The following is a 26,103-nucleotide window of genomic DNA, read 5'->3' as shown; positions in this document are numbered from 1 at the left end:
TTAAAAGCTGTTTTGCACTTGTTTCGTGGCCATATCCATTGCCTGCTCTAAAGCAATCTTAAAGCTGCCTGTATCGGCGGTACCTAACCCAGCCAAATCTAAAGCGGTGCCGTGGTCTACTGAGGTACGCACAAAGGGCAAGCCCAGTGTAATGTTCACGGCGGCACCAAAGCCTTTATATTTTAACACGGGTAAGCCTTGATCGTGGTACATAGCCAATACAACATCGGCATTTTCCAGATACTTAGGCTGAAAGATAGTATCGGCGGGGAGTGGCTCAGAAAGCTGATATCCATGCTCATGCCGCAATGAATTTAACGTGGGGCTGATAACATCGATTTCTTCGTGACCTAAGTGGCCGCCTTCGCCGGCGTGTGGATTTAACCCGCAAACAAGAATTCGAGGCTCAGCAATACCAAACTTTGTTACGAGGTCATGGTGTAAGATATGTATTACTTGCGCTAAACGTTCTGCTGTAATTGCCTTGGCAACATAAGCCAATGGAATATGAGTTGTCACCAGAGCTACTCGTAGCCCTTCGGTAGCAAGCAGCATCACTACATCTTTGCAGTTTGCCTGATGGGCAAAGTACTCCGTGTGACCACTAAAGGCGATACCCGCTTGGTTGATGATGCCTTTGTGCACCGGCCCAGTAACAATGGCTGCAAATTCACCACTAATGTTGCCTTGGCTAGCCCGATATAGGGTATCAATTACATAATGGCCGTTGGCTTCATTTAACGTGCCGGGAACAACCGGCGCTTTTACCGGAATGTGGCAAATTGTGAGGGTACCGGCTTGTTGCGGCCGAGGTTCTTTTTCTGAATCATACTCAATAAAAGAAATCGGTAACTTTAATTGTTCGGCGCGTGCCGCGAGCATTTCTTGATCGGCACAAACAACTAGCTCAGCAGGCCAATCCTGCTGAGCTAGAGTAAGAATAAGATCGGGTCCGATACCCGCCGGCTCGCCGGGGGTAACGGCAATGCGTTGAATCATTTAAATCCGAATATCCACAAAAGCGTTATCACGTAATTCTTGTAACCACACTTCCATTTCTTCTTGGTATTTGCGGCTATATAGAATCTGTTGTGCCTGTTCACGCATGCGCTGCTCAGTAACATCTTGTTCGCGGCGTTCAAGAACTTCAACAATATGCCAACCGTGAGTTGTTTTGAATGGCTCGGAAATAACGTTCGGCTCCATGCGTGCTACCCGGTCGCGAAACTCAGGAACATACACATCAGCCGTTGACCAGCCGAGGTCGCCACCTTGAGCTGCGGAAGCTGTATCGGCAGAATTTTCGGTTGCTAGTTCCGCAAAGGTTTTTTCACCTGATTGAATCTGTTCCCGAAATTCATTCAACATTTGCTGAGCGCGATTATCGGAAAGAATTACCGAAGGTCGAATAAGAATGTGTCGAGAGCGAACTTCCTCATTTACCGCTTGCTGAGCGCCGCGAACATCTTGAATTTTCAAAATGTGAAAGCCTAAACCGCTTCGAAGCAAACCGGCAACATGGCCTTTTTCTTGATTCTCTAAGGCATTGGCGAACAATGTTGGCATGGCGTTAATCGACATCCAGCCCATATCACCACCTTCGAGTGCGTTTTGTGCACTTGAAGCGGTAACGGCGAGTTGCGCGAAATCATCACCTCGGCGCGCGAGCTCAAGCACTTGTTCTGCACGAGCGCGGGCCGCTGGCTCATCAGGCTCGCCTTCTTCGTTTTGTAAGCTAATTAGAATATGCGATACACGATATTCGGCACTATCAGCGCCTTGCTCTGAAATTAGCTTCATGAGCATATCGATTTCTTGCGGGCTCATATAAATACGACGTTGCAGGCTTGAACGCTGTACTTCAGACATCGCGATTTGCTTGCGAATCTCTTCGCGATATTCAGCCCAGCTCGCGCCAGTCGCTGTGATCTCTAAGCGTAAGCCTTCAACCGATAAATTATTTTCGCTGGCAATGCTGGCGAGCGCTTGATCAAGGTAAGCATCATCGATGCGAATACCCATACGATCAGCCATCTGCATTTGTAGCTTCTGCGTAATTAAACGCTCGGTAGCTTGGGTACGAATCGCTGTTTCCGAAGGCGCATTCGCTCCACTTGTATCCATTTCTGAACGAACATTTTCGATTAAATCGTTTAGCTCGCTTTCTAAAATAACTTCTTCATTCACCACAATTGCAACGCGGTCCATCAGTGTTTCTGCGTGTGCCATCGTGCTGGCCAGCATGGCAACCACACCAAAAGCCAAGGCTGTAATTTTTCTCATAAAGCTTCCAATTAATTACTTAAATAAAACGGTCTACGGTATCCAAAGATACCCTGTTGTAGCATATTCATCATTGCGCCCGTGCTATTGCTCAGGCCGGTGAGAATAAACTGCACGCTAACGCCATTATCGAACCCTGCAGGTGGTAGCGGACCATCAGCAAAGCTTAAATCATAATTTCTATTTACGCGGCGATATGCACTAATGCGAATCGACCAGCAACAGCGATCGTATTGAACACCGAGTAAAGCGTCCATCGTTCGATTTGTGCGTAAATCGTTGTACCAATGTCCGGCTATCGACCAATCATTGGCTAACTTCCATGAAGTAGTAAAACCAACTTGTTCTACTTCTTCATTCGTGCCCACTAAACCTTGCACCCGGCGATAGTTCAACTGTAACAAGTTCGCGTCGTCTTTACGATACTCAACAGCCATTCTTCCCTTTCGAGCAAGGTTTAAATCGGTATCGTATTGCACCGCGGAACTCACATACCAGCGGCGGCCAACTTGGAAATCGAGTTCAGCGGCCAATTCCGAGTTACTTGCGGTTACTCGGCTGGTTTCATCAAACAGTTGAGTTTGGCTTTCATCAAGGTAAATTATCTGACCCAAGCTCAGGCGCATAAGTTCCACGGCATTACTATCAAAAAAACTGGTGGTAGCACCGAGGGTAATTTGGTGGGCATCTGCAATGCGATCAAGGCCGGTAAATCGCCGTGGCCGAAATAAACTGTGGTAATCATCTTGCATTAAAATCGTATCGTAAATACCGATCCGAGTTTGATCTTGGTGCGGAACATATAAATACTGAATTTGTGGTGTTAGCGTTTGCAATCCACCCCCATTTTCAAATGGCCGCTCAAGATGCACACGGCCATGCCACCGAAACTGGGGTAAATAACGGGTAACTGAAGAATCGCGAGTGCTATCCGCAGTTTGATCATACTGGGTATACAGATAACTTAAATCAGCACGCCAATCCCATGCTGTTTTTACCATGGCATAACTAAGTGTTGGTTCTAGATGGAAGCGAGTCGCTTTATCCGTGTTGTCGTTCGGATTTTGAAAGTGGCTAAGCTCCGAGAAGAACTGTAGATTAAAATTACCCGGCATCGTTTCATCGTGCCATACGCTTATTTTCGGCAACGTTCTGTATGGCGCGCGATATGGCCCGAGCATTTGAAAATCTTCAATCTGTATCTGTGCGTGGGTGTTGCTGCCGTGATAATCCAATTGCCCACGGCGATATAAATGCGGATCGGCGCGATTAATATATGGATTGCCAAAATCGTTGATATAAGCGCTATCACTAACTTGGGTAAAATCTAAATAACCACTCCAGGCATCATTGAAATGAGCTTGATGCTCTAGGCGCACAAACGAACGACTATTCGTGGTATCCAAAGAGTTATCATCGGGCAAGAACTCGAATTGAATTTCACTTTCGTGTTGCTCGTTCATGAAGCGCAACTCGGTATTGGTCATTAACCCGCGTTTACTCATATAGCGCGGCGTAAAGGTAAGATCGTAATTGGCTGCTAAATTAAAGTAATAAGGAACTTCAAGTTCTACGCCGTTGCGCGCCGAGCTGCGAATCGTGGGGTATAAAAAGCCGGATTTACGCTCATCGTTTAAAGGGAAGGTGAAACGCGGAATATAGAGCACGGGCACATTGAATAAACGAAATTGCGCATTGCGTGCAGTTCCCCAGCTTTCATTTTCATTCACTTCGATTTCAGATGCCCGAATTTGCCACGCCGGGCGTTCTCCTGGGCAGGTTGTAAACGTACCATCGTGTAAGGTTATCAACCGGTTATCTTCAGCGGCCTGAATTTCGATACGGCCGGCGGTACCGAGCGCCGCTCGCGGAATAAGGAAATATTCACTATCCAAGATTAATGCCGTTTCGCCATTTGCATCGGCTTCAATTTGTTCCGCTTTTACTGCAATATAACCATCGGTGTAGGTAAGGCTGCCATCAGCACGAAACTGATTGTTTACTTGGTTAAATGAAGCGCTGCTGGTAGCAATTCGTTGGTTACCCTGAACAAATAAAACGTTACCGTTAAATTCAGCAAAACGATTGGCTACTACTTGCGTATCATCAGCACGAACAATGATATCGTTGACGTTATCGCTGTCTTGTTCAGTATGAATAAGGCGCAGCCGTTCTTGGCCATTATCGTCAACTAACCAGCTCGGTGTTACGTGACAAGCATTATTCGCCATTTGCGCACCAGTAACTACCGGTGCCGCGGCATCACTTGCGGGCTGCTCAGTATCCGCATTGGCGGGCAAGCTGAACGCTGCAAATAATGCAGTAACACAGAGCGAAAGCCGAAGCGGCTTACATGCGTGTACAGAAGGCAATAACATCATGAAGGCTGAGTAAAGTATCCGATTTGGTTCACAAAGGAAGGTATAATAAAGCAATTTTCCTGTGCGGGCTATTTGCGTAGCGTCGGAAATAGGTAATTCTATATAAATGAATAAACTTGGGAGCAATTTCGTGGCGAAGGATAGAATACAAGTTCTAGGCGAATGGGTAGCCGAGGCACTTTCGCGGCTTTTAAAAAAGAATATAAATACTCGCGATCTAGATATCCGCATTCTTGCCGGCGATGCGAGTTTTCGCCGTTATTTTCGCGTCACCTTAGACCTTGGCAATGGCGTGCCTCAGAAAAACTATGTATTGGTAGATGCGCCCCCGCCTGAATCGCTAGAGCCTTTTGTATCAATCGCCTTGGCTTATGCCGAAGCAAACGTGCGCGTACCGCAAGTATTAGCAAGTGATGCTGAACTTGGTGTGATGTTACTGGAAGATTTCGGCGATGAATTGTTTTATCAACGTGCCACTACAGCGGATGAACCCAAGCAATACTACCAGCAAGCAATTGATGAGCTGCCCGCGATTATGCGTGTTCTCGAACATAGGAATGGGGCGTTGCCCATGTATGACGAGGCGTTGTTGCGGCGAGAGAATGCTCTATTTTCTGATTGGTTGGTAGGTACTCACTTACAGCTTAATCTTTCATCAGCAGAACAAGAGCTTTGGCAACAATTCTCCGATCGGTTGGTGGATAATGCGCTCCAACAACCGCAAGTAGGCGTGCATCGTGATTACCATTCGCGAAATTTAATGTTGCTCAGTGAACCGGAAACGAAGCTCGGTGTGATCGATTTTCAAGATGCGGTGCGCGGGCCGATTACTTATGATTTGGTATCGTTATTGCGCGATTGCTATGTCGTGTGGCCGGATGAAATGGTGCAGGAGCTCAGCCTGCATGGTTATAAAACTTTACAGGCTGCTGATATTTTGCCAGCTAATGTTACTGAAAGTGAATGGCAGCATTGGTTTGATTGGATGGGTTTGCAGCGACATACCAAAGCCAGTGGTATTTTTGCCCGGCTGTACCATCGTGATGGTAAATCAGGTTACCTAAATGATATTCCCGCAACGGTAAATTACATTCAGCGCGTGGCCAGTAAATACCCCGAACTCGCCGATTACAATGATTGGCTGCAACAGCGCGTTATTCCTGCGCTTGCTGCGAAAGCGGAAAACAGCTTAACTGGCCTCGAGCGTAATTCATGAGAGCAATGATTCTAGCCGCCGGCCGCGGCGAGCGAATGCGGCCACTTACCGACCATACGCCAAAGCCATTACTACAAGTTGCGGGTAAAGCATTGATTGTTTGGCACTTAGAGAATTTAAAGCGCGCAGGTATTGAGCAAGTTGTTATCAACACCGCATGGTTGCCCGAAAAATTTGAACAAGCCCTTGGTGATGGTAGCGATTACGGTGTGGAAATTACCTGGTCTAAAGAACCAGAAGGTGGCTTAGAAACGGCGGGTGGAATTATTAATGCATTGCCACATTTAGGTGAAGAGCCTTTTATTCTGGTGAATGGCGATATTTGGTGCGATTTTGACTTTCGATATTTGCCGCAACATATTTCCGGGCTCGGGCATCTGGTTATGGTGGATAATCCAGAGCATCATCCTTCAGGTGATTTTTCGATCCATCATGGTCGTGTCGAAAATACCCCCGGGCTGACATTTAGTGGTATTAGTGTATTAAGCCCAAAGCTTTTTGATGGTGCGGAAGTAGGGTTTTTAAAGCTGAGGCCGTTTTTTGAAAAAGCGATGAACAAACATAGTTTAACAGGCGAACATTACACCGGGTTCTGGACCGACGTAGGCACACCAAAACGCTTAACGCAGTTATCCGATTTTTTATCGGGCAAGCATTCAGAGTAAGCACGCCGCTGAAAAATCGATAGGTAATTCAAATTTCATTGCCGCCCCGGTTCTTGGATGGGTAAAGGCTAAATACTCTGCATGCAATAGTAAGCGCGTTGCACCTTCTCTCGATGCATCCGTGCCATACAAGCGATCACCGAGAATTGGATGGCCTAAGCTGTTCATGTGCACCCGTAACTGATGAGAGCGCCCAGTGATTGGGTGCAAAATTACGTCTGTCCACGCAAGGGTGCCAGTAACTTTTTCATAATGGGTTAACGACGCGCGGCCTTCATCATGGCACACCATTTGCTTTGGCCTATTGGGCCAATCACAACGCAGCGGCAAATCAACTGAGCCAGCAGAACTTTCGAGCTCGCCATGAATTCGCGCACGATAGCGCTTGGTTGTTTTCCGATGCTCAAATTGTTTACCGAGTTCACCTTGGGTGTATTTATTCAACGCCATCAGAATAATACCCGACGTAGCCATATCCAACCGGTGCACAATACGTGCCTCAGGCAGCGCGCGGCGCACGCGCAATTCTAAACTATCTTTATGTTCAGGTGCTTTGCCTGGAACCGTAAGTAAGCCTGCAGGTTTGTTAATCACCAACAAATCATCGTCCCGATAGAGGATTTCTAGCCAAGGTGTGGTTGGCGGATTGTAAACAAACATGGCATTTATCACTTTTAGTTGTGCGCGTTGAGCTACAAAAGCTACAGGAGCTAAGAGGCGGCGCATTGTAGCAGAATTTATTTTCGTTTTGTCATAGCAGCTTCATCTGTTTGGTCTAATATTAAATTAAGAATAACAACAAAGATGAGGTTCTACCTATGCCAGCGAGCGAGCCCAAGTATTACGTCCTCGATACCAACATTCTATTGCACGAACCCCTAGCTTTCCTTAACTTTCAAGAGCATAACGTAGTTATTCCAATGGTTGTTTTGGAGGAACTTGATCACATAAAAGATAGGCAAAAAGATGTGAGCCGAGATGCCCGAGTGGCCATACGCTCACTAGAAGAGGCATTACACGATGCTACCCCCGAGCAAATATCGGCAGGCGTGCCGTTAACTCGAATTGCCGGTGAGCATCAAGCCAATGGGCATTTATCGATTTTCCCTGATTTTCAACTTCGGCAAACGGAATCTGCCTTGTCACTCAACGAAAACGATCACCGTATTATTCAAACGGCCTTGCAATTGCAGGCAACGAAATCGCCCCATAAAGTTGTATTGGTTACCAAAGATATCAACATGCGCTTGAAAGCCAAAGGTGCTGGTGTGAACTTCGTTGAGGATTACCGCACCGATCAACTTATTGATGATATTCGGTTACTTGCGAAAGGCTTCCATAAATTTGAAGGAAATTTTTGGGATACCGTTGGTGATGTGAAAACCGAGCAGGATGGTCGAGATATCTACCATTTTATTGCCCGAGATTTGTTCCCTGCGTTGTACCCAAATGAATATTTGATTGATGACACCGATAACTTTGCAGCTCGTGTGGATAGCTTTACCGATAGCCATGTGAAGATTCTGGATATCGGCCGCGAGCGGCTTATGAGCCAGCGTGCGTGGGGAATAACACCAAAGAACATTTACCAAGCGATGGGCATGCACTCGTTGCTCGATCCTACTCAAGATTTAGTTATTTTAACTGGGCCTGCGGGCTGCGGTAAAACTTTGCTAGCGCTGGCTACAGCACTTGAGCAGGTGGTTGAAAAGGGCATGTATGAGAAAATAATTGTTACCCGTAACACTCCAGAAATTGCCGAATCGATAGGCTATTTGCCAGGCACCGAAGAGGAAAAAATGGCGCCTTGGTTGGCGGCCATTACCGATTCGTTAGAAGTGCTGCACAAGCAAGATGAAAATATGGAATCGAGCCTAAACTTCATTATGAATAAGGCTAATATTCAATTTAAATCACTGAACTTTATGCGCGGCCGCAGTATTCAAAACGCTGTGGTGATTTTGGATGAGGCGCAGAACCTAACCGCGGGGCAATTGAAAACTATTATTACGCGTTGTGGGGCGGGCACAAAAATTATCTGTTCGGGGAACTTGGCCCAGATCGATAGTTATTACTTAACCGCAGTTACTTCAGGGTTAACGTACATCGTTGAGCGCTTTAAAAATTATTATGGTAGCTCAACTATGAACTTAAATGGCGTGGTGCGTTCAAGTTTGGCGCAATATGCGGAAGAAAATTTGTAAGGCTATGTAGGCGAAATAGAAGCGTAAAACAAAACAGCCGCAACTCAAATTGCGGCTGTTTTGTTCGCGCTTAAGCTGATCATTCGGCATGTGTTTGCAAGAAATCTTCCAAAATTGTACACGCAGCAGCACTATCTACACGGCCTTTGCTAAGCTCACGAAAGCCACCACGAGCAAAGAGCTCTTCTCGCACACTGGCCGTAGTTAAACGCTCATCTTGGTATTTTACTTGCACGCCAAAACGGCCATGTAAGCGATTGCCAAATTTACGCGCCAAATCGGTAAGCGGTTGTTCGGTGCCATCCATATTTAAGGGCAGGCCCACCACGCAAAAATCCGGCTGCCATTCTTTGATGAGCTTTTCCAAAAGTTGCCAATTGGGAATGCCTTCTTTGGCGGATAATGCCGCTAATGGCGAAGCCGTATTGGTAATGCGGCTACCCACCGCAACACCAATACTTTTAGTGCCAAAATCAAAGGCAAGAATACTCATTCTTTTGGGTTCCTAGATGGTTAAACCGAACGTTTGTGATTATGCGTGGCCAGCTTCGCTAGAAAGTTGGCTAATCTCAAACCCTAAACTTTCTGCCGCTTTGCCCCAGCGTTCTGCTGTTGGCGTGGCGAACATAAGGTTCGGATCAGCAGGAATGGTTAACCAGCTATTTTCGGCAATTTCTTGCTCTAATTGGCCTGCTTCCCAACCGGCATAGCCAAGTGTCAGTAAGAATTTTTGCGGTGCGCGATCAGAGCCTAGTGCTTCGAGAATATCCCGTGAGGTAGTAATCATAATATCGTTACTGAGCTCTAAGCTGCTACGCCAGCCATCTTGCGGCGGGTGCAGCACGAAACCCCGATCCGTAGCCACTGGACCACCGGTAAGCACTTGGAGATCTTCGAAATTACGCTCATGGGTAATCTCTACATCAATTTGCTCAAGTAAACTTGCTACCGTCATGCCGATAGGTTGGTTAATAATCAGCCCCATTGCACCTTCTTCGTTGTGCTCACACACATAGGTTACCGTGTGATGGAAAAACGGGTCGTCGAGCCCAGGCATAGCGATTAAAAAGTGGTTCGCTAAGCTATTAAATTCGGTATTTTCTTGCTCTGATTTAGAATCAGACATACTCGCTCCTTACTGCAAATCAGCGATGAGTGCATCGAAAAATTGGCCTGCGATATTAATATCATAAGCGTTTTCAATCTCACGCATACAGGTAGGGCTGGTCACGTTTATCTCGGTAATGCGATCACCAATAACGTCCAAGCCTACCAAATACAAACCTTTTTCTTTCAATATAGGCCCTACTGCGTTGGCCAGCGCGAAATCGCTTTCACTCAGCGGTTGCGGCCGCCCGGTGCCACCTGCGGCCAAGTTTCCACGGGTTTCGCCAGCCGAAGGAACACGTGCCAGTGAATAAGGAACCGGCTCACCATTAATAATCAAAATTCGCTTATCGCCATCTTTAATGGCTGGCAAGTATTCTTGTGCCATCGCAAAGCGGGTGCCGTGATTTGTTAGCGTTTCAATAATCACGCCTAAGTTGCTGCCGGATTCATCGACACGGAAAATAGAAGCACCACCCATGCCATCAAGAGGCTTCAAAATTACATCTTTGTGCTCTTTATGAAACGCTCTGATTTGTTCGGTACTGCGAGTAACTAAGGTGGCTGGGATCAGCTCAGGGAACCATGCAGTGTATAGCTTTTCACCACAATCGCGCAGGCTTTGTGGGCGGTTGGCAACGAGCGCCCCATCACGTTCGGCCAGTTCTAAAATATGCGTGGCATACACAAATTCGATATCAAACGGCGGATCTTTGCGCATCAAAATAATATCGAGCTCGCCCATCGGCACAATAGTTGCTTCACCTAATTGGTAAAAATCTTGGGCTTGGTCGGTTACCTGCAAAGAGCGCACACGGGCCATCGCCGTGCCTTGCTCTATAAACATATCAGCTAATTGTAAATACAAAACCTCATAGCCCCGCGCTTGCGCTTCAAGCGCTAAACGAAAACTAGTGTCTTTGTATGTTTTTACCGATTCAATTGGGTCCATCACAATTGCAACGCGGGTCATTTTCTACTCCCTAAAAATTTCATAGCATGTATCACGCTTACGCAAGATCGCCAAAATGAGATTGTAACGCAGTAATTGCCGCCAATGCTGCAGTTTCTGTTCTCAAAATACGCGGCCCTAATTGCACCGCATGGCATTTATAGTATTTGGTTTGTTCAATTTCACTCTCAGAAAAACCGCCCTCGGGGCCAATAAGTAGGTGATAAGCGCCATTCTTTGGTAGCTTGCCAAAACCATCTGTTGCCAATGGATCAAGCGTTACCGCTAAACCTTCACGTTCTTGCTGCAACCATGTTTGCAGGTTCATAGCAGGCTTCACTTCTGGCACCGAATTGCGGCCCGATTGCTCACAGGCGCTAATCACAATTTTCTGCCACTGTTCTTGTTTTTTTGCCAACCGCTCACCGCTTAGTTTTACGTTGCATCGTTCGGTAAATAGTGGCGTAATCGAAGTAACCCCAAGCTCAACTGATTTTTGTAACACGAAATCCATACGATCACCTTTGGAAATGCCTTGAGCAAGATGGATATTTAACGGTGATTCGGTAGATGCGAGTACTTTTTCGAGTATTTTTACGGTAACGCGTTTCTTGGTTACTTCTGTAATTTCAGCTTGATAGCGGTGATCATCACCGTTGAATAGTTCAAGCAAGGCGCCAGGTTGTAAACGCAATACACGGCCAGTGTGGTTACTTGCTTCTTCTGAAAGCACACTGGTTTCGTTTACTTTTAAAACCTCGGGATGATAAATGCGAGGAATGCGCATAATATACCTGTTTATATTGCTGATTAAACGTAGCAAGCATGTTACCTGCCAGCGCCTTTGGCGGCAACTAAGTAACGCGCGATCGGTTACCGAAATAAAATAATGCTCCAGTGAAGATAGCGAACGAGAGAAAACTGTGAATAAAACTATCGCAACACCGATATTAAGTACCCGCGGCTTAACGAAAACATACGATGATATTAATGTAGTTGATAAACTTGATTTAGATATCCGAGAGGGCATTTGTTTTGGTTTGCTGGGGCCGAATGGCGCTGGCAAAACCACCACGATTGAAATGCTTGAAGGTATTTTGCCGCCGAACGCAGGTGAAATTCTTTATCGCGGCAAGCCAGTTGATAAACATTTTTTTCAGCACGTGGGCATACAATTTCAGCACACTGCGTTGCCTGATTTTTTGAAGGTAAATGATGTGCTGAATCTATTCAGCCGTTTTTACGATAGCCCCATGAATCGTGATGAGCTGATTGCTTGGTGTAACCTGGAAGATATTCTTGATCGTGATCATCGCAAATTATCCGGCGGTCAGAAACAACGCCTGTTGTTGGCGTTAGCGTTAATGAACGACCCAGATTTACTCTTTCTCGATGAACCCACCACAGGGCTAGACCCGCAGGCACGGCGTAATTTTTGGGAATTAGTTCGCTCGGTGCGAAGCCGCGGCAAAACGGTATTGCTGACCACGCACTACATGGATGAAGCCGAACAGCTATGCGATGAAATTGCTGTATTGGATAAAGGCAAAGTGTTAACCCAAGGCGCACCGCGAACATTGCTGAATCAGCACTTCAATGGTGCATTGATTCGCTTACCGGTGGCAAATTTCGCTGGCGCTACCATTCCTCCTGAATTTAAGAATGCTGAACAACAAGGCGATTTTATGCAACTGCAAGCTACCCAAGTAGATGCCACATTGAGTACGTTAATTGCCAGTGGCGTATCGTTGAATGGTTTACAAGTTGAATCGGCAACACTTGATGATTTGTTTTTGAAGTTAACTGGCCATGAGTTGCGGGGTGAATGATGTTTTGGAAGCGTTTTTTAGGTGTTTTAACCGCCCGTAACCTTGAATTCTGGCGCGATAAAGAATCGTTGAGCTGGAACTTAATCTTCCCGTTGGTATTAGTAGCGGCCTTTGCGTTTTTATTTGATAGCGATGATCGCACTATTGTTACTGTTGGTGTTGTGCAAGAAATACAAGATGAAGGTCAGCTTGAGAGCAATAATGCTCTAGTTCCAGAACTAGCCAGTTTAGCCTTTGTTGAACAGGTGCCTTACGAAAATCGCGATCAGGCGCTACGGCGCTTGCAGCAACACCAATTAGATTTAGTAATTGCACCCGATGAGCAGCGCTATTGGCTAAATGAAAGCTCGCCAGGTAGTGCGTTGGCAGCTGAATTGTTGAGTGCTCGAAGCGATGCTTATGCCCAAGAAGTATTAACTGGGCAAGCGCTGCGTTATGTCGATTGGGTGTTGCCGGGCATTTTAGCAATGAATCTGATGTTCAGTTGTTTATACGGCGTGGGTTATGTGATTGTGCGTTATCGCAAGAACTCGGTATTAAAACGCCTACAAGCCACGCCACTATCGGCATTCGAATTCCTGCTGGCGCAAGTGGTATCGCGGGTTTGGTTGGTATTAGCCACGTTGATCGTTGTTTATTTAATCTGTAATGCGATATTTAGCTTTGTTATGGAAGGTAGTTACTTATTGCTAATTTTACTCGCATTTCTGGGCGCACTTTGTATGGCGGCGCTTGGCCTGTTAATTGCAGCGCGCACTCGTAGTGAAGAGCTTTCTCGTGGTTTACTCGATTTTATCGCTTGGCCTATGTTGTTGCTTTCCGGGGTATGGTTCTCACTCGATGGTTCGCCAGATTGGGTGCAGCAATTTGCGCAAATATTCCCTCTTACTCATTTGCTCGATGCCGCCCGTGCGGTGATGTTTGATGGCGCTGGGTTTGCAGAAATTCTACCGCAAATCATCGTCCTAATTGCCATGACATTCGTGTTTCTAGTTGTTGGCGCTCGGCTCTTCCGCTGGGTTGGCGATGGGCGCTGATGCAACAAAAAAAGCCCGTGTTAGAAGCACGGGCTTGATCGCAGAAGCGGTTGAAAACTTATAGCGATGCGCGAATGGCATCTACTTTATCAGTGCGTTCCCACGGGAATTCATCACGGCCGAAATGGCCATATGCCGCAGTGGCTTGATAAATTGGACGCTCTAAATCGAGCATTTTAATAATGCCATAAGGGCGCAAATCGAAGTTTTCACGAATGATGCGAATTAAGGTATCTTCATCGTACGTACTGGTGCCAAAGGTTTCCACGCTGATCGATGTAGGCTCAGCTACACCAATGGCATAAGAGACTTGCAACTCAAGGCGTTCAGCTAATCCTGCGGCTACCAAGTTTTTGGCAACATAACGAGCTGCATAAGCGGCACTGCGGTCAACCTTTGAAGGATCTTTACCGGAGAATGCACCACCACCGTGGCGTGCCATTCCGCCGTAGGTATCGACAATAATTTTACGGCCAGTTAAGCCACAATCACCCATTGGCCCACCAATAACGAAACGGCCGGTTGGGTTAATGTGAATTTGCGTGCTTTTAGTTAACCATTCTGCAGGCAATACAGGCTTGATAATGTTTTCCATCACCGCTTCACGAAGCGTACTTAAATCAATTTCTGGCGCATGCTGGGTTGAAAGCACAATGGCATCAATACCTACTGGTTTTCCATCTTCGTAAATGAAAGTAAGTTGGCTTTTCGCATCAGGGCGCAGCCAAGGCAAATCACTACGGCGCATATCAGCTTGGCGCTGCACGAGCTTGTGCGCATACATGATGGGAGCAGGCATTAATTCTGCGGTTTCGTTCGATGCATAACCAAACATTAAACCTTGATCGCCAGCGCCTTGATCTTCAGGCCGGGCACGATCAACACCTTGGTTGATATCCGGTGATTGCTTTCCAATTGCGTTTAATATGGCGCAGCTATCGGCATCGAAGCCCATATCAGAATGGGTATAACCAATTTTACGAACAGCAGCGCGGGTGAGTTCTTCAATATCTACCCAAGCATTGGTATTAATTTCGCCACCCACTAAAACCATACCGGTTTTCACATAGGTTTCGCAGGCCACACGGGCTTTTGGATCTTGGGTTAAAATCGCATCTAAAACTGCATCAGAAATTTGATCTGCAATTTTATCAGGATGCCCTTCGGAAACTGATTCAGAAGTAAATAAATGACGTGCCATAAGTTCTCAATGCTCCAATAATTTGCGCGTATGTTAGCGCATAATCCTCGCTAAATCTATATTTAGACGTCTATCTGTCTATATGCGTTGAGCGCTTCATCTGAGCTCAGCCCGTGAATGCTCCTAAATACTGCTTTCAATTTGCGTGAGCTGCCGGAATGATAGACAATACCGCGCACAAGGTTACGCCTCAAGCCCGTCAAATGATCATAAAAATGCCAGGAGTTTCTGATGTCAGATCGCCGTTATTTCGCTAATGCTATTCGTGCCCTCAGTATGGATGCCGTTCAACAAGCTAAATCAGGTCACCCGGGAGCCCCAATGGGCATGGCCGATATTGCCGAAGTATTATGGCGTGATTATCTATCACATAACCCAAACAACCCAAATTGGGCGAACCGCGATCGCTTCGTGCTTTCGAATGGCCACGGCTCGATGCTGATTTATTCGTTGTTGCATTTAACCGGTTATGATTTATCAATTGATGATTTGAAGAACTTTCGGCAATTGCATTCGAAAACCCCAGGGCACCCAGAGTATGGTTATACGCCGGGCGTAGAAACCACCACCGGCCCACTTGGCCAAGGTGTTACCAACGCGGTGGGTATGGCCATTGCTGAGAAGGTGCTAGCGGCTCAATTTAACCAAGAAAATTTCCCAATCGTTGACCATTACACCTATACCTTTTTAGGTGATGGCTGTTTGATGGAAGGTATTTCGCACGAAGCGTGCTCACTGGCGGGTACCCTTGGCCTTGGCAAATTAATTGCTTTTTATGATGACAACGGTATTTCTATTGATGGTGAAGTTGATGGCTGGTTTACCGATGATACGGTGAAACGTTTTGAAAGCTATGGCTGGCAGGTAATTGCCGATGTTGATGGCCATGATAGTGCGGCAGTAACCAAAGCCATTGAAGCAGCACGTGCGGAAAGCGATAAACCCACCCTTATTTGCTGCAAAACGGTGATTGGGTTTGGTGCTCCGAATAAGCAAGGCACGGAAAGCTGCCATGGCGCTCCTTTAGGTGATGATGAAATTGCGGCAACGCGCAAAGCACTCGGTTGGGAGCACGGTAAGTTTGAAATTCCAGAAGACGTTTATGCGGCTTGGTCGGCGATAGCCAGCGGTGAACAAGCAGAAGCTGACTGGAATGAACTTTTTGCCGCTTACAGCAAAGCCAACCCTGAATTGGCTGCTGAATTTACCCGCCGCATGAATGGCGAGTTGCCTGCTGATTGGGCTAAAACTTCACAGGCCTACATTGAAGAATTACAAGCCAACCCAGAAAAAATTGCTACGCGGAAAGCTTCGCAAAATGCGCTGAATGCATTTGGCCCAAGTTTGCCGGAATTTTTGGGTGGTTCTGCCGATTTAGCAGGCTCAAACCTGACAATTTGGAACGAATCTAAGCCTTTAACTACGGCTGATTCTTCGGGCAACTATATTTATTATGGTGTACGTGAATTTGGTATGTCGGCGATTATGAACGGCATTCAATTGCACGGTGGTTTCCGCCCGTATGGCGCTACCTTCTTGATGTTCATGGAATATGCTCGCAACGCGATTCGTATGGCTTCACTGATGAAGCAGCCAGTAATTCACGTGTATACCCATGATTCTATTGGTTTGGGCGAAGATGGGCCAACTCACCAGCCGGTTGAGCAGTTGGCAAACTTACGGTTAACGCCGAATTGTGAAAGCTGGCGCCCATGTGATCAGGTTGAATCGGCAATCGCATGGCAAGCAGCTATTGAACGCACCGATGGCCCAACCTGTTTGATTTTCACCCGCCAAGGCGTGGCACAAATGGCGCGCGATGCGCAGCAATTAGCTGATGTTCGCAAAGGCGGTTACGTACTAAAAGATTTTGCTGAAAACCCAGAGCTTATTTTGATCGCTACCGGTTCAGAAGTAGAGCTGGCGATGCAAGCGGCTGAAGAACTCACGAGCGCAGGCGAGAAAGTACGTGTAGTTTCCATGCCATCAACTTGCGTATTTGATAAGCAGCCGAAAGGATACCGCGATTCAGTGTTGCCACCGAGCGTGCGCCGCCGTGTGGCTATCGAGGCGGGTATCGCAGATTTCTGGCACAAATACACTGGCTTTGATGGTGCGGTAGTGGGCATGACCACCTTTGGTGAATCAGCTCCCGCCGATCAATTGTTTGAGCACTTTGGTTTTACCGTTGAGAACGTTGTAGCGGTAGCGCAAGGGCTTTAATCCTGTTGAACTTGGTTTAACAGCATTGTTTTCACATTGAGGGCATCATGACGGCCAGTAGTGACATGTATCAACAGCCTGCCGGAGCGCCAGAGCGCAAAATCCGGCTGGCTATCAATGGCTTTGGCCGTATTGGCCGCAGTGTGGTGCGGGCTTGGTTTGAATCAGGTTGGCATCAGCATATTGAATTGGTGGCAATTAACGAACTAGCCGCCAGTTCAGGCATGGCTCACCTGCTTCAATACGATTCTACCCATGGTAAATTTTCCGCTAAGGTAAGTGCCGAGGGCGATACTTTGCGCGTGGCAGATCGTAATATTCGAGTGCTACATTGTGCTGAAATCGCTGAGTTACCATGGCGTGAGCTTGATATTGATGTGGTGCTGGAGTGTACCGGTGTGTTTGGTAGCCGCGAAGATGGCCAAGCTCATCTTGATGCCGGCGCGAAACGTGTGTTGTTCTCGCATCCGGCATCACCGGATGTTGATTTCACGATTATTCAAGGCATTAACGAAACCGAACTTACATCTACCCATCGAATTGTTTCGAACGGTTCGTGCACAACAAACTGTATTGTGCCGGTAATTAAAGTATTGGACGACGCTTTTGGTGTTGATAGTGGCACCATAACCACGATTCATTCGGCGATGAATGATCAGCAGGTGATTGATGCTTATCATGATAATTTGCGGTTAGCGCGGGCCAGCTCGCAATCGATTATTCCGGTTGATACGCGTTTAGCGCGTGGTATTGAACGAATTTTGCCAAAGTTTGCTGGGCGCTTTGAAGCCATTGCGGTGCGCGTACCTACTACCAACGTTACAGCGATGGATTTGAGCGTTACCCTGCAAAGTAATGTTGATATCAACATGGTAAATGAAGCATTGCGTGTAGCGGCTGATAAGTTGTTGCCAGGTATTTTGGGTTATACCGAATTACCGTTAGTTTCTTCAGATTTTAATCACGATCCACGATCAAGCATTGTTGATGGCACGCAAACACGTGTGAGCCATAAACAGTTAGTTAAGATACTCAGCTGGTGCGATAACGAGTGGGGCTTTGCCAACCGCATGTTAGAATCAGCAAAAGATTTGGCCTTGCTAGATTAATTTAGCAACTGCAGAAAAGGATTATTTCATGACCGTAAAATACATGAACGATATTGATTTACGCGGGAAGCGCGTGCTTATTCGTGAAGATTTAAATGTGCCGATTAAAAACGGTAAAGTTTCTTCCGATGCGCGTTTGCGGGCAGCATTGCCAACGCTAGAAAAAGCCTTACAACAAGGTGCGAAAGTAATGGTCATGTCGCACCTTGGTCGCCCGGAAGAAGGTGAGTTTAACGAAGAATATTCTATGGCGCCGGTAGTGAAATACTTAGCCGCTACTCTTAATTTCCCGGTGCGCCTTGAAACCAATTATTTGAACGGTGTTGAAGTGGCTGGTGGCGAACTTGTGGTGTTTGAAAATGTGCGCTTCAACAAGGGCGAAAAGAAAAACGACCCGGCCCTAGCGAAACAACTTGCGGCGCTTTGTGATGTTTTCGTGATGGATGCATTCGGTACCGCGCACCGTGCCCAAGCTTCAACCTATGGCGTTGCTCAGTATGCGCCAATCGCGTGCGCGGGCCCGCTACTCGCCGCTGAACTCGATGCGCTTGGCAAAGCTTTGCATAATCCAAAACGCCCGTTAGTGGCAATTGTGGGTGGCTCAAAGGTGTCAACTAAGCTAATGGTGCTTGATTCATTAGTGCGTAAAGTTGATCAGTTGATCGTAGGTGGCGGTATTGCGAATACATTTATTGCTGCGGCAGGCCACGATGTCGCGAAATCATTGTACGAAGAAGATTTGCTGAAAGAAGCCTCGCGTTTAGCTGAATCTGGAAAAACACGTGGTGCTGAAATTCCAATTCCAACAGACGTAGTGGTGGGTGATCGATTCAGTGCCGATGCTAATGCAGTTACTAAAGCGGTAAATGCAGTATCGGGCGATGATCAAATTTTTGATATTGGCCCAGAAACCGCGCAGAAACTTGCAAGCATGTTAGAAAACGCGGGTACTATTTTGTGGAATGGCCCGGTTGGGGTGTTCGAGTTTGAACAATTTAGCAGCGGCACAAAAGTTCTTGCAGAGGCTATCGCCAACAGCAAAGCATTTTCAATCGCGGGTGGCGGTGATACCCTTGCTGCTATTGATAAATATGGCATTGCCGATAAAATCTCCTATATTTCTACAGGTGGCGGTGCATTTTTAGAGTTCCTAGAAGGTAAGAAATTGCCAGCAGTAGCTATTTTAGAAGCTCGTGGAAGCGAATAAATAAAATTAACGGATAAAGGTTAGGAGTAAATTAAATGGCTTTAATTTCAATGCGGCAAATGCTGGATCATGCAGCAGAGTTCGGCTACGGCGTGCCGGCGTTTAATGTAAACAACTTAGAACAAATGCGTGCCATCATGATGGCCGCTGATGATACCGATAGCCCAGTGATTGTTCAGGCTTCTGCTGGCGCGCGTAAATACGCAGGTGCTCCATTTTTGCGCCATTTGATTTTAGCCGCAGTTGAAGAGTTTCCGCATATTCCAGTGGTTATGCACCAGGATCACGGTACATCGCCGGCGATTTGCCAACGTTCGATTCAACTGGGTTTCAGCTCAGTAATGATGGACGGTTCGTTGCGTGAAGATGGTAAAACACCAGCTGATTATGATTATAACCTTGATGTAACCCGCCGCGTAGTTGAAATGGCACATGCATGTGGTGTTTCGGTTGAAGGTGAGTTGGGTTGTTTAGGTTCGTTAGAAACCGGGCAGGCGGGTGAAGAAGATGGCGTTGGTGCGGAAGGTACGTTAAGTCACGATCAACTACTAACAGACCCAGAAGAAGCAGCCGATTTTGTAAAAAGAACGCAAGTTGATGCATTAGCGATCGCGTGTGGTACTTCACACGGTGCTTATAAATTTACTCGCCCACCAACCGGCGATATTTTGGCGATTGACCGTATTAAAGATATCCATGCCCGTATTCCAGATACTCATTTGGTAATGCACGGTAGCTCTTCGGTGCCGCAAGAATGGTTAGCGGTTATCAACGAGTTTGGTGGCGAAATTCCAGAAACCTACGGGGTTCCGGTAGAACAGATTCAAGAAGGCATTCGTTACGGTGTGCGGAAAGTAAATATCGACACTGATTTACGTTTAGCTTCAACCGGCGCGGTTCGTAAATTCTTGGCTGAGAATAAAGCTGAGTTTGATCCACGGAAATATTTACAAGCATCTACAAAAGCGATGTATGAGATTTGTAAAGCACGCTATGAAGCCTTTGGTACTGCTGGTAATGCAAGCAAAATTAAGCCGGTATCACTGGAAGAAATGTTCATGCGTTACGAACGTGGCGAGCTAGCAGCAACTATTAAATAAGCAGCTCGTTTACAAAGAGCAAACCATCGACTGTAAAAACGGCGATGGTTTTTGCTTTTTGGGGTACGAAATTTACCCTTATTCCGTTAAAATAGATAATATCGATAGTGTGAAGGTGTTCTTGCGGCGTTTTTTTCGCACTAAAAACTATAAATAGTAAAAGAGTTAAGGGGGGCTTGTGCGCCTAAAAATTATAGGACTCGCCTTGTTGGGATATTCAGGAATGGCATCGTCGTCAACATTTATGTTTGATGATATCCAAGATGTAGATCCAGCGAAACAAGATGGCAAATGGCGCGCAACAGCTGAGCTAGGCGTGCTTTTACGCTCAGGCAACACCGATTCACGCTCGTGGAAAGGGAAACTCGATTTACAACGGGATACCGAATTTTGGCGGAATCGCGCGGTTGTTGATTACTACCTGCAAGAACGTAAAGATATTGAGGGCGAAACAATTAGAGACGCCGATAGGCTCTTTATTTCCGGCCAAGGTAACCGTAAGTTTGAACTTGGTAGCCATTCCTCGGTGTTTATTTATGGCTCGTATGAAGATGATGCGCTGAACAGCTATGATTACCAATCAACCATAGCGGCGGGTTATGGTGCTCGTGTTGAGTTTAACGAAAGCATGTTCACTGATTTCGAGATTGGTCCGGGTTATGCTTATGATAAACGTCGAGATACCGGTGAAACGGAAGGCAGCTTCATTGTTCGTGCCGCCGCTAACTTCGATTGGGAACTGAGCGAAACAGCACGTTTTACGCAGTTAGTTTCTACAGAAGTAGGTAATGATAATACGCGTTCTCGTGCGGTAAGTGCGCTTACTGCAAACTTGAATTCGCGCTTGGCGTTACGGTTAACACTTACATTAACGCATAACTCAACAGTGTATGAACAGGCAGATGGCCGTATTCCAGAGAAACTTGATACAGAAACAGCCGTTACTCTCGTTTATACCTTTTAATACAGCTTAAACACCCTGTTTCTTCAACTACGCGGGCAACATGTAGTGGCAGAAATAAGGGTGTTTTGTATTTCTCTACTGAAGATTATGCAAGTGATACCCGCCTGAGGCCTGTTTAAAGGCTGTATTTTCACCATTAAGTTTTCGTTACATATAGGTATCTTTTGCTCCCCATGAAACGCTCAGATTTTTATTTTGAACTACCAGAGAATCTTATCGCTCACTACCCGCAGCCTGATCGGAGTAGTAGTCGTTTACTCACGTTAGATGGTCCGAGTGGTGATTTAGCGCATCGCCAATTCCGTGAACTCCCCGATTTGCTTAATCCTGGTGATTTATTGGTGTTTAACGATACCCGGGTAATTCCCGCGCGGTTGTTAGGAAACAAAGTGTCTGGCGGCAAAATTGAAGTATTGGTAGAGCGTATCGTTGATGATCATCGAGTACTCGCACATGTGCGGGCAAATCGCGCACCAAAGCCGGGTACTGAGCTATTATTAGAAGATGCTGTGCCTTGTGTGATCGGAGAACGCGCTGATGCGTTGTTTGAGGTGCATTTTGATAAAGGCCGCACGGTATTAGAATGGCTGGAAGAATTCGGCCATATGCCATTACCGCCTTATATTGATCGCCCAGATGAGGCCAGTGACCGCGAGCGTTATCAAACGGTTTATGGTGTAAAGCCAGGCGCTGTAGCGGCGCCAACAGCCGGGCTGCATTTTGATAGTGCGGTGATGGACGCGTTGGCGGCAAAGGGCATTGAAACGGCGTATGTAACGCTTCACGTGGGTGCAGGAACCTTTCAGCCTGTGCGTACCGATGATATTCGTGAACATAAGATGCATAGTGAATATGCGGTTGTGCCAGAATCGGTAGTGGCGGCTGTGGCGGCAACCCGTGCACGTGGAGGCCGAGTTATTGCAGTAGGCACCACCTCAGTGCGCTCACTTGAATCAGCAGCAAAAGCGAACGGTGGTGAATTAGCTGAATTTGCGGCCGAAACCGATATCTTTATTTATCCGGGTTATCGGTTCAATGTAGTTGATGCCATGCTGACAAATTTTCACTTGCCGGAATCAACGCTCATTATGTTGATTTCTGCATTCGCAGGGCAGGCCGAAGTAATGGCGGCTTATCAAGCTGCTATCGAGCAGGAATATCGTTTCTTTAGTTACGGTGATGCAATGTTTATCACCGCGAAACAAGGTTAACAGGCAGAACATGAAGTTTGAATTAATTAAAAGCATTGGCAAAGTGCGCCGCGGGCGTATGACGTTTGATCGTGGCACTGTGGAAACGCCGGCATTTATGCCTGTGGGAACACTTGGCACGGTGAAAGGGATGAGCCCTGAAGAACTAAAAGCTACGGGCGCAGAAATCTGTTTGGGCAATACGTTCCATTTAATGCTTCGCCCCGGCACACAAATTATTCAGCAGCACGGCGATCTTCATGATTTCATGAACTGGGATAAACCAATTCTCACCGATTCAGGCGGCTTCCAAGTATTTAGCTTGGGCGATTTGCGTAAAATTTCGGAAGAGGGCGTGGTATTCCGCTCACCGATTAATGGCGAGAAAATTTTATTAACACCAGAAAAATCCATGGAAGTGCAGCGAGAGCTCGGCTCCGATGTTGTGATGATTTTTGATGAGTGTACACCGCATCCGGCTACTGTGAAGCAGGCTGAAGATTCCATGCAGCTTTCGTTACGCTGGGCACAGCGCTCAAAAGAAGCTCATGGCGATAGCAAAGCGGCATTGTTTGGCATTATTCAAGGTGGCATGTACGAAGATCTTCGTGATGTATCGTTAACTGGCCTAACTAATATCGGCTTCGATGGTTACGCTATCGGTGGGTTATCAGTTGGTGAACCGAAAGAAGATATGATGCGCATTTTGGATCACGTTGCGCCGAAAATGCCAGAAGATAAGCCTCGTTACTTAATGGGCGTGGGCAAGCCGGAAGATTTAGTGGAAGCCGTACGCCGCGGTGTTGATATGTTCGATTGCGTAATGCCAACTCGAAATGCGCGCAATGGCCATTTGTTCACTTCAGAGGGTGTGGTGAAAATTCGTAATGCGCGCCATCGTACTGATACCGCGCCATTGGATACGAGTTGTGATTGCTATACCTGTAAGCATTATTCGCGAGCATATTTGCATCACCTCGATCGTTGTAACGAAATTTTAGGCGCACGTTTGAACACAATTCATAATTTGCACTACTACCAAGCATTGATGCAGGGCATGCGTGATGCGATCGAAAACGATCAATTTGATCAATTTGTTAGCGATTTTTATGCCAAGCGTGGCGAGAATGTGCCGGAATCTGCATGATTAAATTGATCTTGGGCTTTACACGAGGCTCAAGGTTGTTTAAAATTCAGCACCAATTTTATCCGGCATGGTCATTGAGTGACCTGCGTACTAATGAATTTTTTGAGGTGATCGGTTAATGCCAATAGTTAAACTTAAAGAAAACGAGCCATTTGACGTCGCTTTGCGCCGTTTCAAGCGTTCTTGCGAAAAAGCAGGTGTTTTATCTGAAGTTCGTAGCCGCGAATTTTATGAAAAACCAACTGCTGAGCGTAAGCGCAAGAAAGCAGCTGCAGTGAAGCGTCACGCCAAGAAATTGTCTCGTGAAAACGCTCGCCGCACTCGCCTTTATTAAGAAATAGATAAAGCATTCAGATTTAGAGCAGCTCTTGTAGTTAATCCATACGTTGAATTAATTTCACAGTGAGCGCCAGAATCTATATAAAGAAACCGTGCCCAGCACGGTTTTTTTATGGCTAAAAGAATTTCCAAGCAAAGGCATATTTCCGGTTTTCTTAAGCTTCGCAGCGGAGTACATTAATAGCCATGGCAGGATTAATTCCAAAAGACTTCATCCAAGATCTCGTGGCCCGCGCCGACATTGTTAGCGTGGTTGAAAGCCGTGTGCGCTTGAAAAAGGCGGGCCGTAATTACCAAGCCTGCTGCCCATTCCATAATGAAAAAACACCTTCGTTTTCCGTAGCGCCCGATAAGCAGTTTTACCACTGCTTTGGCTGTGGTGTGCACGGCAATGCGCTTGATTTCATTATGGAATATGATGGCTTGGAGTTTCCCGACGCTGTAGAAGAACTGGCCTCAATGCTCGGCCTTGATGTGCCGCGCGAAACACGGCCCGGTAGCAAGCCTGCTCGTGATAAAGCCGAAGTGGAAGATGATTTCGCACTGATGGAAGCCTGCGCAAAATTTTTCGCTCGGCAACTAAAAGAAAATCCGGAAAAAGATAAAGTAATCGAATACTTAAAAGGCCGTGGTTTGAGCGGTGAAGTGGTGCGCGATTTCGGTATTGGTTATGCCCCGAAAGAATGGGATTCGGTATTACGTAAATTCGGCGCGAATCGCAATCAGCAAGATCAATTATTGGCGTTAAAGATGATCACTGAAAATGATCGTGGTAAACGCTTTGATTTCTTCCGCGATAGAATTATGTTCCCCATTCGTGATCGTCGAGGCCGAGTAGTTGGTTTCGGTGGCCGCGTGATTGAAAAAAGCGAACCGAAGTATTTGAACTCGCCAGAAACACGCTTGTTTCACAAAGGCCGCGAACTCTACGGTTTCTTTGAAATGCGCCGGCAACATAAAGATCTCGATCGGGTGATTATTGTTGAAGGGTACATGGATGTGGTAGCCCTAGCGCAACACGGTGTTACCAACGCCGTTGCAGCCCTTGGCACAGCAGCTACCACAGATCACTTGCAGTTATTATTTCGCCAATCGAAACAAATTGTATGTTGTTTTGATGGCGATAGAGCCGGCCGTGATGCTGCTTGGCGAGCACTTGAAAATGCGTTATCGCTCCTGCGCGATGGCACCGATTTACGTTTCTTGTTTTTACCGGATGGTGAAGACCCAGATACGATTGTGCGCGCCGAAGGTGCTGAAGGTTTCAATAAACGTGTAGAAGGGGCAATGTCGTTCCGAGATTACTTCTTCGATCACCTCACAAGCACGATCGATTTGCGCACCGATGCCGGGAAATCTGAGTTAATCGCACAGGCTCGCGAACTCATTGGCCGCGTAGCCAGTGATTTTTATCGCGGCATGTTAATGGAAGAACTCGCCAAGCGCTTAAGTAGAACGGTGCAAGAGCTTGAAAAATTGGTGCCGAACCCCAATAACACAGGTAGTGAGAGAAAAAGCGCGCCCAAAGGGCCAAAAGTAACACCGGTAACCCGGGCCATTGGGTTACTGGTGCAACATCCAGAGTTAGGCCGCAGTATTCCTGTGCACAACGAACTTGATAGTTTGAACATGCCAGGCATTAAAGTATTTATGGGGTTACACCGCCAAACATGTGAACAACCGCTTTCTAGTGCGCAAGTGCTGGAAGCATGGCGTGGCACTCGATTTGAAGAAAGCTTGCGCGAGTTAGCCCGATGGCAGCATCAGGTAACAGAGGAAAATTTAGAACGTGAGTTTTCTGAAACCTATATGTTCTTGATTGATCGCTATCTTGAGCAACGCTATGAAGAATTAAAAGCACTACCCGCAGCCGAGATGACAAAAGAACGTTTACACGAGTTGAATGAACTTGTGCGTATGATGAAGCGTAGTTAAAACTAAACTGGTTG

The 26,103-nt window shown here is 46.6% G+C and carries 23 protein-coding genes; 14 read left to right on the top strand and 9 right to left on the bottom strand.

The window, feature by feature from the left end; genetic code table 11:
• The 3 genes from pdxA to CWE13_RS09900 are packed head-to-tail and all read right to left on the bottom strand — an operon-like array spanning nt 1 to nt 4,664.
• On the bottom strand, nt 1-999 hold the full coding sequence (gene pdxA, locus CWE13_RS09910; protein WP_126808231.1) for a 4-hydroxythreonine-4-phosphate dehydrogenase PdxA: 999 nt from the start codon (nt 997-999) through the stop codon (nt 1-3).
• A complete protein-coding gene (gene surA / locus CWE13_RS09905) occupies nt 1,000-2,283 on the bottom strand; it encodes a peptidylprolyl isomerase SurA (RefSeq protein WP_126808229.1) in 1,284 nt (427 codons plus the stop codon).
• A gap of 11 nt (nt 2,284-2,294) precedes the next feature.
• A complete protein-coding gene (locus tag CWE13_RS09900; protein WP_198677944.1) occupies nt 2,295-4,664 on the bottom strand; it encodes an LPS-assembly protein LptD in 2,370 nt (789 codons plus the stop codon).
• Between the two features lie 130 nt (nt 4,665-4,794).
• Between CWE13_RS09900 and CWE13_RS09895 the strand changes: the two genes are divergently transcribed.
• A complete protein-coding gene (locus CWE13_RS09895) occupies nt 4,795-5,880 on the top strand; it encodes an aminoglycoside phosphotransferase family protein (RefSeq protein ID WP_126808225.1) in 1,086 nt (361 codons plus the stop codon).
• A complete protein-coding gene (gene murU, locus CWE13_RS09890; RefSeq protein ID WP_126808224.1) occupies nt 5,877-6,545 on the top strand; it encodes an N-acetylmuramate alpha-1-phosphate uridylyltransferase MurU in 669 nt (222 codons plus the stop codon). The genes CWE13_RS09895 and murU overlap by 4 nt, the downstream gene beginning before the upstream one ends.
• Here the strand turns inward: murU and CWE13_RS09885 are convergent.
• Complete coding sequence (locus CWE13_RS09885) at nt 6,537-7,205, bottom strand: RluA family pseudouridine synthase (protein ID WP_126808222.1); 669 nt, start codon at nt 7,203-7,205, stop codon at nt 6,537-6,539. The two genes, murU and CWE13_RS09885, sit on opposite strands and share 9 nt — an antisense overlap.
• A 158-nt stretch (nt 7,206-7,363) precedes the next feature.
• Here CWE13_RS09885 and CWE13_RS09880 point away from each other — a divergent pair, with 158 nt between their 5' ends.
• Nucleotides 7,364-8,749, top strand: a complete 1,386-nt coding sequence (locus tag CWE13_RS09880; RefSeq protein WP_126808220.1) for a PhoH family protein — start codon at nt 7,364-7,366, stop codon at nt 8,747-8,749.
• Between the two features lie 79 nt (nt 8,750-8,828).
• Here the strand turns inward: CWE13_RS09880 and ruvX are convergent, their stop codons facing one another.
• From ruvX to CWE13_RS09860, 4 genes are read right to left on the bottom strand one after another with little or no spacing between them, the layout of a single operon-like run.
• Entirely contained in the window at nt 8,829-9,242 is a 414-nt protein-coding gene (gene ruvX, locus CWE13_RS09875) for a Holliday junction resolvase RuvX (protein WP_126808219.1), read from the bottom strand.
• Between the two features lie 39 nt (nt 9,243-9,281).
• Nucleotides 9,282-9,875, bottom strand: coding sequence for a YqgE/AlgH family protein (locus tag CWE13_RS09870; protein ID WP_126808217.1), 594 nt, complete (start codon nt 9,873-9,875; stop codon nt 9,282-9,284).
• A 9-nt stretch (nt 9,876-9,884) separates the two neighbouring features.
• The gene (gene gshB, locus CWE13_RS09865) at nt 9,885-10,829 is read right to left on the bottom strand and encodes a glutathione synthase (protein ID WP_126808215.1); all 945 of its coding nucleotides are present in this window, start codon (nt 10,827-10,829) and stop codon (nt 9,885-9,887) included.
• A 37-nt stretch (nt 10,830-10,866) separates the two neighbouring features.
• Nucleotides 10,867-11,595 carry a 16S rRNA (uracil(1498)-N(3))-methyltransferase gene (locus CWE13_RS09860; RefSeq protein ID WP_126808213.1) on the bottom strand — a complete coding sequence of 243 codons (729 nt, stop codon included), beginning with the start codon at nt 11,593-11,595 and terminating at the stop codon, nt 10,867-10,869.
• A gap of 136 nt (nt 11,596-11,731) precedes the next feature.
• Here CWE13_RS09860 and CWE13_RS09855 point away from each other — a divergent pair, with 136 nt between their 5' ends.
• Nucleotides 11,732-12,637 (top strand): ABC transporter ATP-binding protein, encoded by a 906-nt coding sequence (locus CWE13_RS09855; RefSeq protein ID WP_126808212.1) that lies wholly within the window; start codon nt 11,732-11,734, stop codon nt 12,635-12,637.
• Complete coding sequence (locus CWE13_RS09850; RefSeq protein ID WP_241973674.1) at nt 12,634-13,674, top strand: ABC transporter permease; 1,041 nt, start codon at nt 12,634-12,636, stop codon at nt 13,672-13,674. The genes CWE13_RS09855 and CWE13_RS09850 overlap by 4 nt, the downstream gene beginning before the upstream one ends.
• 58 nt (nt 13,675-13,732) lie before the next feature.
• Here the strand turns inward: CWE13_RS09850 and metK are convergent, their stop codons facing one another.
• Nucleotides 13,733-14,875, bottom strand: a complete 1,143-nt coding sequence (metK, locus tag CWE13_RS09845) for a methionine adenosyltransferase (protein WP_126808210.1) — start codon at nt 14,873-14,875, stop codon at nt 13,733-13,735.
• A gap of 231 nt (nt 14,876-15,106) precedes the next feature.
• On the opposite strand from metK, the gene tkt reads away from it, so the two are divergent.
• From tkt to dnaG, 9 genes are all read left to right on the top strand, one after another.
• A complete protein-coding gene (gene tkt / locus CWE13_RS09840; protein ID WP_126808208.1) occupies nt 15,107-17,098 on the top strand; it encodes a transketolase in 1,992 nt (663 codons plus the stop codon).
• A 47-nt stretch (nt 17,099-17,145) separates the two neighbouring features.
• A complete protein-coding gene (epd, locus tag CWE13_RS09835) occupies nt 17,146-18,207 on the top strand; it encodes an erythrose-4-phosphate dehydrogenase (RefSeq protein WP_126808207.1) in 1,062 nt (353 codons plus the stop codon).
• A gap of 28 nt (nt 18,208-18,235) precedes the next feature.
• Nucleotides 18,236-19,414, top strand: a complete 1,179-nt coding sequence (locus CWE13_RS09830) for a phosphoglycerate kinase (protein ID WP_126808206.1) — start codon at nt 18,236-18,238, stop codon at nt 19,412-19,414.
• Nucleotides 19,415-19,449: 35 nt separating this feature from the next.
• Nucleotides 19,450-20,514 carry a class II fructose-bisphosphate aldolase gene (gene fba, locus CWE13_RS09825; protein WP_126808205.1) on the top strand — a complete coding sequence of 355 codons (1,065 nt, stop codon included), beginning with the start codon at nt 19,450-19,452 and terminating at the stop codon, nt 20,512-20,514.
• A 178-nt stretch (nt 20,515-20,692) separates the two neighbouring features.
• A complete protein-coding gene (locus CWE13_RS09820) occupies nt 20,693-21,478 on the top strand; it encodes a DUF481 domain-containing protein (protein WP_241973673.1) in 786 nt (261 codons plus the stop codon).
• Nucleotides 21,479-21,651: 173 nt separating this feature from the next.
• A complete protein-coding gene (queA, locus tag CWE13_RS09815; RefSeq protein WP_126808204.1) occupies nt 21,652-22,689 on the top strand; it encodes a tRNA preQ1(34) S-adenosylmethionine ribosyltransferase-isomerase QueA in 1,038 nt (345 codons plus the stop codon).
• Between the two features lie 10 nt (nt 22,690-22,699).
• On the top strand, nt 22,700-23,815 hold the full coding sequence (gene tgt, locus CWE13_RS09810) for a tRNA guanosine(34) transglycosylase Tgt (RefSeq protein ID WP_126808203.1): 1,116 nt from the start codon (nt 22,700-22,702) through the stop codon (nt 23,813-23,815).
• A 118-nt stretch (nt 23,816-23,933) separates the two neighbouring features.
• Nucleotides 23,934-24,149, top strand: a complete 216-nt coding sequence (gene rpsU / locus CWE13_RS09805; protein WP_007420235.1) for a 30S ribosomal protein S21 — start codon at nt 23,934-23,936, stop codon at nt 24,147-24,149.
• A gap of 191 nt (nt 24,150-24,340) precedes the next feature.
• Entirely contained in the window at nt 24,341-26,089 is a 1,749-nt protein-coding gene (gene dnaG, locus CWE13_RS09800; RefSeq protein WP_126808202.1) for a DNA primase, read from the top strand.
• Nucleotides 26,090-26,103: the final 14 nt, after the last annotated feature.

Source organism: Aliidiomarina shirensis, from assembly GCF_003987345.1.
Taxonomy (GTDB): domain Bacteria; phylum Pseudomonadota; class Gammaproteobacteria; order Enterobacterales; family Alteromonadaceae; genus Aliidiomarina; species Aliidiomarina shirensis.
This window is presented reverse-complemented; position numbering and strand designations above follow the sequence as displayed.

What these genes read in the sequence shown, in the direction of transcription:
- pdxA (WP_126808231.1), bottom strand. Translation starts at nt 999, where the DNA reads ATGATTCAACGCATTGCCGTTACCCCCGGCGAGCCGGCGGGTATCGGA.
- surA (WP_126808229.1), bottom strand. Translation starts at nt 2,283, where the DNA reads ATGAGAAAAATTACAGCCTTGGCTTTTGGTGTGGTTGCCATGCTGGCC.
- CWE13_RS09900 (WP_198677944.1), bottom strand. Translation starts at nt 4,664, where the DNA reads ATGATGTTATTGCCTTCTGTACACGCATGTAAGCCGCTTCGGCTTTCG.
- murU (WP_126808224.1), top strand. Translation starts at nt 5,877, where the DNA reads ATGAGAGCAATGATTCTAGCCGCCGGCCGCGGCGAGCGAATGCGGCCA.
- CWE13_RS09885 (WP_126808222.1), bottom strand. Translation starts at nt 7,205, where the DNA reads ATGTTTGTTTACAATCCGCCAACCACACCTTGGCTAGAAATCCTCTAT.
- CWE13_RS09880 (WP_126808220.1), top strand. Translation starts at nt 7,364, where the DNA reads ATGCCAGCGAGCGAGCCCAAGTATTACGTCCTCGATACCAACATTCTA.
- ruvX (WP_126808219.1), bottom strand. Translation starts at nt 9,242, where the DNA reads ATGAGTATTCTTGCCTTTGATTTTGGCACTAAAAGTATTGGTGTTGCG.
- CWE13_RS09870 (WP_126808217.1), bottom strand. Translation starts at nt 9,875, where the DNA reads ATGTCTGATTCTAAATCAGAGCAAGAAAATACCGAATTTAATAGCTTA.
- gshB (WP_126808215.1), bottom strand. Translation starts at nt 10,829, where the DNA reads ATGACCCGCGTTGCAATTGTGATGGACCCAATTGAATCGGTAAAAACA.
- CWE13_RS09860 (WP_126808213.1), bottom strand. Translation starts at nt 11,595, where the DNA reads ATGCGCATTCCTCGCATTTATCATCCCGAGGTTTTAAAAGTAAACGAA.
- CWE13_RS09850 (WP_241973674.1), top strand. Translation starts at nt 12,634, where the DNA reads ATGATGTTTTGGAAGCGTTTTTTAGGTGTTTTAACCGCCCGTAACCTT.
- metK (WP_126808210.1), bottom strand. Translation starts at nt 14,875, where the DNA reads ATGGCACGTCATTTATTTACTTCTGAATCAGTTTCCGAAGGGCATCCT.
- tkt (WP_126808208.1), top strand. Translation starts at nt 15,107, where the DNA reads ATGTCAGATCGCCGTTATTTCGCTAATGCTATTCGTGCCCTCAGTATG.
- epd (WP_126808207.1), top strand. Translation starts at nt 17,146, where the DNA reads ATGACGGCCAGTAGTGACATGTATCAACAGCCTGCCGGAGCGCCAGAG.
- CWE13_RS09830 (WP_126808206.1), top strand. Translation starts at nt 18,236, where the DNA reads ATGACCGTAAAATACATGAACGATATTGATTTACGCGGGAAGCGCGTG.
- fba (WP_126808205.1), top strand. Translation starts at nt 19,450, where the DNA reads ATGGCTTTAATTTCAATGCGGCAAATGCTGGATCATGCAGCAGAGTTC.
- queA (WP_126808204.1), top strand. Translation starts at nt 21,652, where the DNA reads ATGAAACGCTCAGATTTTTATTTTGAACTACCAGAGAATCTTATCGCT.
- tgt (WP_126808203.1), top strand. Translation starts at nt 22,700, where the DNA reads ATGAAGTTTGAATTAATTAAAAGCATTGGCAAAGTGCGCCGCGGGCGT.
- rpsU (WP_007420235.1), top strand. Translation starts at nt 23,934, where the DNA reads ATGCCAATAGTTAAACTTAAAGAAAACGAGCCATTTGACGTCGCTTTG.
- dnaG (WP_126808202.1), top strand. Translation starts at nt 24,341, where the DNA reads ATGGCAGGATTAATTCCAAAAGACTTCATCCAAGATCTCGTGGCCCGC.